Raw genomic sequence first — 13,587 nt, forward strand, 5'->3', positions numbered from 1 at the left:
TTTTTCACAATACGAAATATTTATTTTCTTTGCAATCTAGACATTTTGACATCATTTACATAGCCATAGTAAATTTCACCACTATTAATCATATTAAGTAAATCACTTTTTTTAACATAACCGCGAATTCCTATTACTTGAAGTCCATTTTCTTTAATATCCTGATATCTTTGCTTAATTCCTTTGTTTGCTGCCATAGTATCATAATATAAATCACTTTGTTTTATTAAATCAATAAAATCACTATGATCAATTAACACCTTTAATCTAGATAAAACATTTTCTTGTAACATATCGGCAGTATACTCTTCATCTAGATAAAAAGACGGATACTCTTTTTTAAAACTATCTTTTAGTCCATGTCTAACAGCATCATATATTGAAACACCAGCTGCTGTTTGATCACCAGTCTCAGTATCTAATGCTAGCCAGACAAAAGAAGAATTATCATAACTATTGATAAAATCTACTACTTCTTGAGCATTTTTATATTTAGAAAAAGTCAACGAAACATCAAGATAAGCAGATTCTGGTAAATCTTGAATATCACTATAATCTCTAGTTGTCCATTGTTCATATAATGAAGCAGTATATTCATCTAAGTCAGTTTCATTTATATCTAAATATTCATAAACCACTCTACTAAGAAGAATTTGCTCACTATCAACTGTTAATTTAGAACGTTTTATTGTAAAAGTAATATTATCAACATTGTCCCCATATAATGGATCAAAAATTTCCTGAACTTTAGCTTTAATTTGATATCTGCCAAAACCTTCATCACTGCATTCTATTGGATAATATAGCTTTCCTGGAAAATACATATTAATGTAAGTAGCCATTAAAACATCAAAACCATACTGTGTTACACTTTCGTCACTGTTATCAACAATATCATCGATTAAAAATGGATTATAGTACGTTTGTTTAAATAACCAGTCAGTGCCAAAATAGCCCGCGATAACAACACAGATTATTATTATCGTAATTAGTATCTTATGTTTTTTCAGTTTTGTTTTCATATCCTTCCCTCCTATTAAATATTTTTATGTGTCCCTATCTACTTATAATTATACAGGTTATCTTTTAGATTTAATATAAAAAATGCATAAAAGACTATTCGTATTTTATGCACTATTGATATTATTCTGTTTTATGTTTTAAACTCTTACCAATGGTTAACCACATTGTAATATAACAAGCACCACCACCAATAAAATTACTGATTGCTTCAGCAATAAATACTCCATCGATACCAATAAACATTGGTAGAATTATTGTTAGTGGCGCAACGATAATAACTTTCCTAAATATTGAAAAGAAGATAGCTTGTTTTGATTTACCTAAACCAACTGCCACAGCTTGACCAGTCATTTGAAAAGACATCATAAAAAAGCCAAAGAAATATAGACGTAATGCCCGCATTCCATCAACAATTACTTCTTGATTATTACTAAAAATTCTAATAAAAATTTCAGGAAAAATTGTTATTGCCACCCATAATATTAGCATCATTGATAATGCTGCTATGGTAACAAATTTGATTCCTTGTAAAACCCGATCATACTTTTGAGCTCCATAATTATATCCTAATACCGGTTGACAGGCATTTGCTACTCCTTGTCCAGGTAGTGATGCTACTTCTCGTAATGAATTTATAATCGTCATAATCGCAATATATAAATCACCACCATATTGCTGTAAAGTAGCATTACAAACTATGGAAACAATGGAATTAGTAATTGCCATCATAAATCCAGCCATTCCTAAAGAAACAATTCTTATAACATAATTATATTTAAGTTTTAAACAGCTTCTTTTTATTTTTAAGATCGTCTTTTTACTTGTCAAAAACTGTAATGTCCAAAGGGCAGAAACAAACTGTGAAATAACAGTAGCGATGGCTGCTCCTTGAACGCCTAAATCAAAACCAAAAATAAAAATCGGATCTAAAATAATATTAGTTACAGCTCCTAACAAAACTGTCAACATTCCAATTTTTGCAAAGCCTTGACTATTAATAAAGCTATTCATCCCTAATCCAATTAAAACAAATAAAGTTCCTAGTAAATAAATTGTCATATAGTCATTTGCATAACCGATGGTATTAGCACTTGCACCAAAAAGCCACAATAAATCTTCTTTAAAAATAAAACCGACTACCATTAATACAACACTAAAGATAATTAATAGCATAAAAGAATTACCCATTATTTTTTCAGCTTCTTCATTATCTCCGCGTCCTCTAGCGATCGAACAAAGTGGTGCTCCACCCATACCAAATAAATTGGCAAAAGCATTAATGATGGATATTAAAGGTAAACATAAGCCAAGTCCACCCATTGCTAGTGTTGCTTCACCAGGAATCCGTCCAATATAAATACGATCAACAACATTATATAAAACATTAATCAGCTGAGCGACAATCATTGGTACTGCTAAGTTTATAATATGTTTAGAAACACTGCCAACAGCAAAATTATTTTCTACTTTCCCCATTTTTTTCACCTTCTTTTAATATTATAAACCTAGATGACAAATTTTCTAATATTTTTCAAAAGAAAAAACTGGAAAACCAGTTTAATTTCTATCACGCGAACACTTTTGAGCATCAATTGCTAGAGCAATCATTAAAACATAAATAGCATCATCAGGATTAAAAATTTCTAATTGATAAGTATCTGTAAGATTAAATAACTGTTTATTTATTATGGCGACAACATTTTCAGAATTATCAATAATCTGATAATCCCATTCAAAAAAATTTCCTTCCACATGCCAATTGTTACAATCTAAAATAAATGATGGTTTAAAAAAAGTAAGTTCTTTTTTTATTTGCCCAACATATTGATCATACAAATATAAATTAAATTTTGATAAAAAAGCAAAAATTTCTTCTTTAACAGTTCCAATATGTATTCCGTTTTTATCATATATTTTTAATTTATGTCCCCAGCTTAACTCGCCCTTAACTTCAAATACCACATTATTATTTTCATCATAAATATCATAACTATCGAGCCATGAAAAAAATCTTTGTTTAAATAATAATTTCATATAATATCCTCCCATAACCTTAATAACATTCTACCATATCCATTTTTTTCTTCCATAAAACATTTCTAAATTTATCTTAACTTTAAAAATTATTTTATTATACAAAAAAGAAGCGTGATTTTTAAAACCATGCTTCCTAATAAAACAATTTTTAAACATTATAACTAGTTTTGATTTTCTTTTTTAGTAATTATAAAGCTAACTCCGGTTTCATGATTAACAGCTGTTACATTATAACCATACATTGTACAAGTCTTATAAACAATTGATAAACCTAAACCAAATTGCCCTTTAGTTCCCTTTTCATACGGTTGGAAAAGAGCATCGATATCATCGGTTTCTATTGGTTCTCCATCATTATATATTTCTAAATAATCTGCTTTTAACATTATTTTAATATAACTTTTTACATATCTAAAAGCATTTTCAATTATGTTCTCTACACAAATTCGCCAGCATTCGTTATCACCTTTAAAAGAAACAAAAGCTAAATCTGTTTCAATTTTAATTTCCGGATGCATTCCTTGTAACTGTAGAACAATATGCTCTATTAATTCTTTCATATCAACTTCAGCATCAGTATTTTGTCCACTTATAAAATCTAATCGATTTAAATATAATAAACTACGAACTTTATTATCCAAACGCTCGGCGTTTTCTATAATAACATCCATTGACGAATTCTTATCACCATATGGATAAATATCATCCTTTACACTTTGAGAATATGATTTTATCAAGGCAATCGGTGTTTTTAAATCATGTGAAATATTATGTATCATCTCTTCTTTAATTTTATTTTGCTTGTCAATTTCTTCTTTCATCGCAATTAAAGAACTAGAAACAATTCCAATTTCATCACTACGCTCAATCTTTAATTCACTATCTTTATCTTTGCTAATATTTTCAATATATTTAGTAATTTGTCGTAATGGTTTTATTAAGCTGCTAACCCACACAAAAATTACTATTCCAACGATTGCTAGAGCAATATACATAATATTAATAATTTGCTGCTGAACACCAGAAACTAAATCAGTAGAATAATCGCTATACACTAATGAAATAAAATAAATATCACTATTTTCAGTAATTAAATAATAAATAGTTTCTCCTCCTAAATCAGTACCCTTATCATGTAACGTACTCTTATTAGAATTAATCATTCTTGCCAAGTCCTTTGCAAAAACATTGTATAAAGCCTTTGCTTCACTATTAGACATATTGCTAGAGTGTACCAATGTTTCTTCATTGGGATAATATTTCATATGATAAATCTGCTTAGTAGTAGTACTCTCGATTGGCACATAGTCATAGTATATATATCGGTTTTGTGCCATTTCTAAAGTTTCATACATTTGTTTATCTATTAATTCCGTTAAATTCTTATTAATTAACGGAACTAAGATAATAACAACAGCAATAGCAAATAAACCAAATATAATAATTAATTGCCGTTGCAATGAATATCGTTTTAACATTAGTCTAATCGATAACCAAAGCCGTAAATAGTACGTACATTAATTTCTGGCATTTTCTTTCTTAGCCTTCTTAATGTATCATCTACTACACGGTCACTTCCAAAATAATTTTCATCCCATACTTTACTAAGTACCTGTTCCCTTGAAATAGCAAGCCCTTTATTATTAATAAAATATACCAACAAATCATATTCTTTTGTTGTTAAAACTATCTCTTCACCATTATAAAAGACTCTTCTTTTTTCAAGATCAATATCATATCCATCCATTTTAATTTTTGATGGATCATCATATGATCGCTTGATTAAATTGTTAATTCTTAAAATAACTTCTTTTATATTAAATGGCTTTGTAATATAGTCATCAGAACCTTTTTCCAAACCTATAATCCGATCAAATTCTTGATCACGTGCTGACATGAAGATTATCGGCATCTTTGGACGACATTCTTTAATTTCATTAAATAGTTCAAAACCACTTGCTCGATCAAGCATTATATCAATTAACCATAAATGGACATCGTCATCTTTATGCATCAAAGCTTCATCATACGTATAAAATGAATAAACAATATAGCCTTCTTTTTCTAAATATGTTCGTACTAAATCATTCAAATTCTTTTCATCATCAATAATATTAATTCTAAATTGCATGTATTTCACCTCACTTTTTAATATAATATGAAATATTGCCATATTGTATGGCAATATTATGTGATATTATGTTTTTTTATCTTTTGATAACGAATCCTTTTTCCTTCATTTTATCGACAATTTTATTAACATTGACTAAACATTTTTCATCGCTATCAGCTTCAACCATTACTCGAACCACTGGTTCTGTTCCACTTTCACGAACTAATACTCGTCCATTATCACCTAAATCAGCCTCAACTTCAGCGATAACAGCTCTTACATCAGGATCTTCTTGAGCCTCTTTTTTATCACGAACAGGTACATTTTTCATTAACTGCGGATAAATAGTTACTGGATCTGCTAATTGAGCAACAGTTCTTTTACTTTCAATAACAGCTTCCATTACTTTTAAAGAAGTTAAAATTCCATCTCCTGTAGTTGCATGTTTAGAGAAAATAATATGTCCAGATTGTTCACCACCTAAAACATGACCGTTTTTAACCATGTTTTCATTTACATATTTATCACCAACAGCAGTTTTTTCATATTTAATACCTTCTTTATCAAAGGCTTTGTATAAACCTAAATTAGACATTACTGTTGTTACAACAGTGTCATTTGCAAGTTCACCATGTTCTTTTAAATATTTACCGCAAATATATAAGATTAAATCACCATCAATAACACGACCAAATTCATCAACACAAATACAACGATCGGCATCCCCATCATAAGCAAATCCAATATCTAAAGCATTTTCTTTTACATATTGTTGTAGTACTTCAATATGAGTAGAGCCACAATTTGTATTAATATTCAATCCGTCAGGATCACTATTAATTACATAAGTTTTTGCTCCTAAAGCATCAAATACACTTTTAGCAATTGCACTACTTGCACCATTAGCACAATCTAAACCAACTCGATAGTTTCTAAAAGCTCTTGTAGGAATTGACATTAAATAGCCAATATAACGGTTTCTTCCCATTGAATAATCTAATGCACAACCAATTTGATCTTTAGTGGCAAGTGGTATTTCATCACTTAAACCATCAATATATTGTTCAATTAAATTTTCAACTTTAGCATCCATCTTATATCCATTTGAATCTAAGATTTTGATTCCATTATCATAATAAGGATTGTGTGATGCTGAAATCATAATTCCACAATCAAATCCATCACTTGTAACTACATATGATACTGAAGGAGTTGTTGTAACATGTAATAAATAAGCATCTGCACCACTAGCAGTTAATCCAGATACTAGTGCATACTCTAACATATAAGAACTTCTACGTGTATCTTTACCAATAACTACTTTAGCACGATTGCCATTTTGTGAGTAGTACCATCCTAGATAGCGCCCCACTTTATAAGCATGTTCGACTGTCAAATCAACATTAGCTTCCCCTCTAAATCCATCTGTTCCAAAATACTTACCCATTTTCTTCTTTCCTCCTATTGTCTTTCTAAGGTAATTGTTATTCTTTCTGGAGATGTCAATCTACCAGTTAGATATCCTTTATTCAAGCTTAAATTTACTTTAACAGTATTTCTGCCACTTTTCAAGTTTTCCAAATCAATTGTCACATTAAAATCACTACTTGTCAGACCTGCAAGCATATTGCTAGTACCCTCTACTATTACAGAAGCCTTATCTTGACCACTTGCAAAATTAACCTTGTAGTTATTTTCGTTATTAATGACATTAATTGGAATATCACTAATTGTCGTTGTTGTCGTTGACCCAACTTGAATTTGGGCATCAATTGTATCAAAATCCATTTTATTAATATTCTCAGTTCCTGTTATTTGTAATCTTTCGTATGTTTTATTACTACTAACATTAGAAATATCAATTTCAACATGAACTTCATTAATACTATTTAATAATTCCTCTTTACCATAAATTCTAACTCTGTCTTTTGATAGCGTAATATTTTCTAACCCATATCCACTTGCAAATTGTCCAGTATAAGTGGGTGTAATCGGAACTTCTTTACTATAAGAAGAAACACTGCAATTAACCTTAACAGTTTTAGGAATGATTTCAACATCCACCTCTTCACCGCTACGATCATAAGCATGAATTCTAGCGTCCTGTTCAAAATTTTTATTAACTCCATCTAAATCAATAGTTGCCATAACACTATTAATTCGATCAATATCATCTTGAGACCCTTGAACTTCAACTGCATTATGTTCCATTGATTCTACCGATACTGAGTATTTTTCATCCATCTTGTCTTCATTTATAAAATCATAGCCTAATTCAAATGTTTTAGTTACTTTCTGCGTTATTCGCACAGTTACTGTTTGAGGAACAATCATAACTTGTAAATCATTAGGAAACCCTTCGCTCTTTAACTCGATAGTATGTTCCCCTTCTCCTAATGTTGAAAAATCAGCAATAACTTCATAATTACCAGAAATCTTGGTAGTATATATATCCAGAGAAGGTCCTACCAAGGCAACATTGACTGTTTCTGGTAATCCTACTACATCATAATCACTTTGTAATCCTTCCACTTTAATTGGTACATCATATAAATAATCACCACCATTTGGTGCCGTAAATATATTAGTAATGCTACCATTTATTGTTAACAGTAAAATTATTGCCAACATAAATGATAATACTTTTATCGATAAATTAGATTGCAACATTCGATCTAAAAATGCATTTAATGAATTTAAAATATGATATACTGCCCGATATGCTTTATCTGTTACTTTAAGATTATCATCAACATTTTTTAATTTAGTTGTTTGTTTACTTTCGTCCTTTTTTTGCTCTGACTTTTGGCGTGTAATAAAATTTAAAAAGAAATCAGTAGTTGAATCTTTCTTCAAAGGATTTTTAGGATTTTCTTTTTTTGGCATTTTACTCACCATCCTTATCTTTAGAATTAAACCAATCTAATTCATTAACTAAATTAGCTCTTAATTCTTTACGAGGAATTTTTCGCAATTTCCCATCAGTAGCAAAAGAAATCGTTCCAGTTTCTTCAGAGACCACAACCGTTAAAGAATCAGTTATTTCGCTAATACCTAAAGCAGCTCGATGTCTTGCCCCATATAATGGACTTAATTCCTGATTAGTTGGTGGATAAAAAGCTGCTGCACATACGATTCGATCACCTTTAATTATTGTCGCACCATCATGTAGTGGTGTTCCTTCCCAAAAAATTGTTAAAAATAACTCCGACTTAATATCAGCATTAATTCTTGTTCCAGTATTAATATAATCAATTAATGATTGTCCTCTTTCAAAAGTTATTAATGCACCTGTTTGATCTTCTGATAATTTAGTAATTGCGGATACTAATTCATCCATTAATCGCTCCTTTTCATCATCAGAAATATTATTTTGTTTTATATCCAATTTTGTCTGGCCAATTTTTTCCAACAGTCCTCTGATTTCTGGCTGAAAAACAATTATTACAGCGACAACTCCCCAAGTCAATACAGTATCAACCAGATAGTCCATTGCACTTAATCCAAAAAGACTAGTAAATAATTTTAATATCAGGATTAAAAGAACGCCCTTAAACAATTGCATCGTTCTCATATTTTGCTTCAACATTGAAATCAATAAATAAATAACATACCAAACTAACAATAAATCAATAATCGTTCTAATCAAATTAAAAAATGAATTTAAACTAAATGTAAATGCTGAAATTGATAGCACTGGTAATCACCTACTTTCTATACCATTATACCATTATCATATTTAAAATAAAAACCCTTTATCTAAGAATTAAGATTGTTTAATCGACATAAATAAATCCTTAATATAATATTTAACTTTTTTAAGTGTAGAGTTATACTATCTATAAGGAGGAATGAATATGTTAGATAAAAAAGTAATTGAATTATTAAATGACCAGGTTAATAAAGAATTCTACTCAGCATATCTATATTTAGATTTTGCTAATTTCTACAAAGATAAAGGATTGGACGGTTTTGCAAACTGGTATCAAATCCAAGCTCAAGAAGAAAGGGATCATGCAATGTTATTTATTCAATACTTGCAAAATAATAATGTCTCTGTAAGTTTAGAAGCAATTGCAAAACCAGACAAAAAATGTAAAGAATTAAAAGATCCTCTTATTTTTGCTTTACAACATGAAGAATATGTAACCAGTTTAATTCATGCAATTTATGATGCAGCCTTTACTATCAAAGATTATCGCTCAATGCAATTTTTAGATTGGTTTATCAAAGAGCAATGTGAAGAAGAAACAAATGCTCATGACATGATCAATAAATATGATCTTTTTGGTAATGACTCTAAAGGATTATATATGTTAGATAATGAATTAAAACAACGCGTATATTCAGTACCGTCTTTAACTCTATAAAAACACAAAACTGCAAGAAAATTCTTGCAGCTTTTTTATTATTGATATAATTGGTTAATTTTTTGTTTAGCAGTTTCAACAGAGGCATCATCTGGGACCATCATGTATAAACTTGAACCATAAATTGGTGAATATAATGTATTACCATTTCCATCAACACTAATACTTTCAATATTCCATGCACTCATATCATTAATCTGCATTCTAAGTAAACTAATCATTTGATCATCTGTCAAGTTAGTTTGGAATGAAGAATGCAATGAATTCAATAGACTCATATAATTAGTAATGATTGATGGTGAAATAACTTTATTAATAATTCCAGTAATTACTCGCATTTGATTACGACCACGTTCTTTATCACCTTCTGCAAATGCATGTCTTTCACGAGAAAAGGCTAAAGCCTGAGTTCCATTTAAATGAATTGTTCCTTGGCTAAATTCACCAAATGCCCTTGGATTATCAACTTCGATACCACCAATAGCATCAACAATATCGATTAAACTAGTAAAGTTAACACGAACATAATAATCGATATTAACACCAAAATAATTTTCAACATTACCTTTTGTTTCTTCTACACCATATAAACCTGAGTGTGTTAATTTATCACGTTCTCCACCTAGAACATTAAATGGAATATAATAATCACGTGGAATACTTGTCAATAAGATTTGTTTTGTATTTGGATTAACAGTAACAATCATATTAACGTCAGATCTTGATTTAGTACTTATTGTACCATATGTATCAATACCACTGATATAAACACTAAATGTATTTTTAGTTAAATCAGTATTGGTAGTAGTATCAACTTCAGTAACATAATTTTTGCTATAAATAACTCTTGTTTCATCACTGAAATTTTCATAATCATCTTCAATAATTGAACGATAAGATTCATTCATAACTAAACAGCTAACTTCACCGCTGTATAAAGCATTTACCCAGGTAAGAACCCCAGAATAACGTCTTACATTAGGTGTTTCGCCATTAGTTGCTTTAATTGTAGAAAGCATATTATCTACATGTTCGTCACTAGTAGCTAAAGCAGAAAATACTTTCCCTTTTAAATCTTCAATATACTCATAAGAACTATTTTTTAAAACAACAACCGAAACGACATCAGTATCTTCAGTTGTTGAAACATTTCCAAAAACACCAACAGTTTGCATATAAGTATAGTTTCCGATAAATAGTACGATACATAATAATATAATAATTACTTTCCCAATAATTTTAACTGGCTTCTTTTTACTTTTATATTGCATTAGTGCCATTAAAATAAATAAAATAAGCAACAATGCTACTATAATTACAATGTATCGTGTAGGCAAAATCCGATATCTTACAATCTGATAAATTAACCAGACTATTGGAACTGCCAATAAAATCATAAAATACGTTCTTACATCTTTAAAGATTTTCTTTAAATTACGCATTCTATTTACACTACGTATATTTTTGCTCATATAATCCCTCCATGATGTGCCAATTATACTTATTTAGCATATCATGACAAACTAGGTTTGTCAAAATTGCTATTACCAATTTATGCAGACGACATCTTATTTTTTACTATAATTTAATAAAAAAATTATATGCATTAGTTGTAATTTGATTAAATTGTTCTTTTTGCTCTGGTAATAAATTAAGAGCATAGCTAATTCCTAAAAAATTATTTTTCTTGTTTGTCCCATGATAATCAGAACCAGCAGTTAAAATAAGAGCAGGATTTTGTTGTTGACAACCAGTTAATAAATTAATATCTTCAATTTGATTTAATGGATGATAACATTCAAAACCATCAATACCATGATCAAGACAATCTTTGATAAATACCTTTTTTTCATCTACAGAAAAATGATATTCACCTAGATGAGCAATAACAGCTATTCCTTTCGATTCATGAACGACCTTAATTGCTTCATAAAGAGAAATCGGCTTTTTACTTACAAAAAAAGGTCCCTTTTCATCAATATAATTGTTAAACGCACCACTGATATCACTAACTATTCCCTTTGCCACCATATATTTAGCAATATGAACACGATTTAAATTCTGTTTTTTAGCTATTCCTTTACAAAAATGATAAAATTCACTTATTGATACATCGGGAAACTGTTCTTTTAATTTATTCAAAATAGCTTCATTTTGAGTTATTTTAATATTTTGATAAGCACTAATTAATTTAGATAACGATTCAAAAGAATCGTTTTCTAAATTAAAATAACCCAACAAATGAATCTCTTGTCCTTGATAATTCGTTGAAACTTCTATACCGGCTAAAGCATTTTGGCGATACTTAATACAAGCCTGTTTAAATTCATCAATACCATCAATTGTATTATGATCCGTTAAAGCAATTAAATCAAGCTGTTTATCATGAGCCTTTTTTACAATATCTTCAGGATTATCGCTGCCATCTGAATAATTACTATGAATATGTAAATCAATCTTTTTCATTTTTCCACCCCAATTTCCATTAAAAAAATTATAGCGCAGTTTAATGAAATTTCACAATCCAATTTACAAAAAATAAACGATACTTGCGTACCGTTTATAAATTACTATATCCCATTAAATCAATATCAACACTACGTGCCACTTCACGACCTTCTTTAATAGCCCAGACTACTAAAGATTGTCCGCGTCGCATATCACCTGCAACATATAAGTTTTTAATATTAGTTTGATAATTTTGATCACTTAATACATTTCCTCGTGGCGCTACTTTTATACCAAAAGCTTTAGCTACATGATCTTCACAGCCAATAAATCCTGCCGCTATTAATACTAAATCTACATCAATAGTTTTTTCACTACCGCTTACTGGTACCATTTCTACACGTTTAGTTTCTTTATTTTCTTTTGGTTCTAATGATATCAATATTGCCTGTTTAACGTTACCTTTTTTATCTAAGATAAACTCTTTGACTGTTGTTTGATAACAACGAGGATCATGACCAAAAATGGCAATTGCTTCTTCTTGACCATAATCAGTCTTTTTAATTCGTGGCCATTGTGGCCATGGATTATCTTCACTACGGATTTCAGGTAATTCTGGCATCATTTCTAATTGCATAACACTTTTACATCCTAAACGAATCGCTGTGGCTACACAGTCATTACCAGTATCACCACCACCAATAACTAACACATTTTTATCTTTAGTATTTACATATTTTTGATCTTTTAAATCACTATTTAATAATGATTTTGTTACCATCGTTAAATAATCAACGGCATAATATATTCCTTTACCTTGGCGACCAGGTACGTCAATATTACGAGCTTTTCTTGAGCCACACGCTAAAATTACACGATCATATTGATTCAACAGCTCTTTTACCTGTTCTTTAGTTTCAATACCACAATTAGTTTTAAAAGTAACCCCTTCAGCTTTCATTATTGCTACTCGACAGTCAATAACATCTTTTTCTAGCTTCATATTAGGAATTCCATACATTAATAAACCGCCAATACGATCATCTCGTTCATATACAGTAACTTGATAACCACGTTTATTTAGCTGATCAGCAGCAGCTAATCCTGCTGGCCCAGAACCAATTATTGCAATTTTTTTATCGATTCTTTGTTTTGGTGGACATGGTTTGATTAAACCTTTTTCATATGCATCTTCAATGATACCATGCTCATTTTCTTTGACTGTTACTGGCTCACCATTTAAACCACAAGTACAAGCTGCTTCACATAAAGCCGGGCAAACACGAGAAGTAAATTCTGGAAAATTATTAGTTTTCAACAATCTAGATAAAGCCTGTTTATAATTATTGTGATAAACCAGATCATTCCATTCTGGTATCAAATTATTTAACGGACAACCCGAAACCATCCCCTCAAGCATTTTACCTGATTGACAAAATGGTACACCACAATCCATGCATCGTGCTCCTTGACAGGCTTGTTGGTCTTTATTTAAATGAATATGAAATTCTTTAAAATTTGAAATTCGCTTTTGAGGTTCTACTTCCTCACTTACCTTACGTTCTATTTCTAAAAATCCAGTTGGTTTTCCCATGT

General features: G+C 29.9%; 12 protein-coding genes. 1 reads left to right on the forward strand and 11 read right to left on the reverse strand.

The features are described 5' to 3' along the window. Window positions 1-20: 20 nt before the first annotated feature. The 8 genes from ABGT36_RS12500 to cdaA all read right to left on the reverse strand — a co-directional run bounded on the left by ABGT36_RS12500 (window position 21) and on the right by cdaA (window position 8,870). On the reverse strand, window positions 21-1,022 hold the full coding sequence (locus ABGT36_RS12500) for an anti sigma factor C-terminal domain-containing protein (protein WP_087300977.1): 1,002 nt from the start codon (window positions 1,020-1,022) through the stop codon (window positions 21-23). 121 nt (window positions 1,023-1,143) lie between these two features. Then, a complete protein-coding gene (locus ABGT36_RS12505) occupies window positions 1,144-2,499 on the reverse strand; it encodes an MATE family efflux transporter (protein WP_346678272.1) in 1,356 nt (451 codons plus the stop codon). 81 nt (window positions 2,500-2,580) lie between these two features. After that, window positions 2,581-3,057, reverse strand: coding sequence for an LURP-one-related/scramblase family protein (locus tag ABGT36_RS12510; protein ID WP_087300971.1), 477 nt, complete (start codon window positions 3,055-3,057; stop codon window positions 2,581-2,583). A 164-nt stretch (window positions 3,058-3,221) separates the two neighbouring features. Next, window positions 3,222-4,538, reverse strand: a complete 1,317-nt coding sequence (locus ABGT36_RS12515; protein ID WP_087300968.1) for a HAMP domain-containing sensor histidine kinase — start codon at window positions 4,536-4,538, stop codon at window positions 3,222-3,224. Further along, window positions 4,538-5,191 (reverse strand): response regulator transcription factor, encoded by a 654-nt coding sequence (locus ABGT36_RS12520; RefSeq protein ID WP_087300965.1) that lies wholly within the window; start codon window positions 5,189-5,191, stop codon window positions 4,538-4,540. The genes ABGT36_RS12515 and ABGT36_RS12520 overlap by 1 nt, the downstream gene beginning before the upstream one ends. A 76-nt stretch (window positions 5,192-5,267) precedes the next feature. Continuing rightward, a complete protein-coding gene (glmM, locus tag ABGT36_RS12525; protein WP_087300962.1) occupies window positions 5,268-6,620 on the reverse strand; it encodes a phosphoglucosamine mutase in 1,353 nt (450 codons plus the stop codon). 14 nt (window positions 6,621-6,634) lie between these two features. Then, window positions 6,635-8,059: a YbbR-like domain-containing protein gene (locus ABGT36_RS12530; protein WP_087374706.1), complete on the reverse strand. Its 1,425-nt coding sequence runs from the start codon at window positions 8,057-8,059 to the stop codon at window positions 6,635-6,637. A 1-nt stretch (window position 8,060) separates the two neighbouring features. Next, window positions 8,061-8,870: a diadenylate cyclase CdaA gene (cdaA, locus tag ABGT36_RS12535; protein ID WP_087300956.1), complete on the reverse strand. Its 810-nt coding sequence runs from the start codon at window positions 8,868-8,870 to the stop codon at window positions 8,061-8,063. A gap of 160 nt (window positions 8,871-9,030) precedes the next feature. Here cdaA and ABGT36_RS12540 point away from each other — a divergent pair, with 160 nt between their 5' ends. Then, complete coding sequence (locus ABGT36_RS12540) at window positions 9,031-9,543, forward strand: ferritin (RefSeq protein ID WP_346678276.1); 513 nt, start codon at window positions 9,031-9,033, stop codon at window positions 9,541-9,543. A 38-nt stretch (window positions 9,544-9,581) separates the two neighbouring features. On the opposite strand, the gene ABGT36_RS12545 is transcribed toward ABGT36_RS12540, so the two are convergent. From ABGT36_RS12545 to ABGT36_RS12555, 3 genes are all read right to left on the reverse strand, one after another. Next, window positions 9,582-11,015 (reverse strand): LCP family protein, encoded by a 1,434-nt coding sequence (locus tag ABGT36_RS12545; RefSeq protein ID WP_300082647.1) that lies wholly within the window; start codon window positions 11,013-11,015, stop codon window positions 9,582-9,584. 106 nt (window positions 11,016-11,121) lie between these two features. Then, window positions 11,122-12,009 carry a PHP domain-containing protein gene (locus tag ABGT36_RS12550; RefSeq protein ID WP_346678278.1) on the reverse strand — a complete coding sequence of 296 codons (888 nt, stop codon included), beginning with the start codon at window positions 12,007-12,009 and terminating at the stop codon, window positions 11,122-11,124. Window positions 12,010-12,103: 94 nt separating this feature from the next. Beyond that, a complete protein-coding gene (locus ABGT36_RS12555) occupies window positions 12,104-13,585 on the reverse strand; it encodes a glutamate synthase subunit beta (RefSeq protein WP_346678280.1) in 1,482 nt (493 codons plus the stop codon). Window positions 13,586-13,587: the final 2 nt, after the last annotated feature.

The organism is Erysipelatoclostridium sp. An173 (genome assembly GCF_963931465.1).
GTDB lineage: Bacteria > Bacillota_I > Bacilli_A > Erysipelotrichales > Coprobacillaceae > Thomasclavelia > Thomasclavelia merdavium.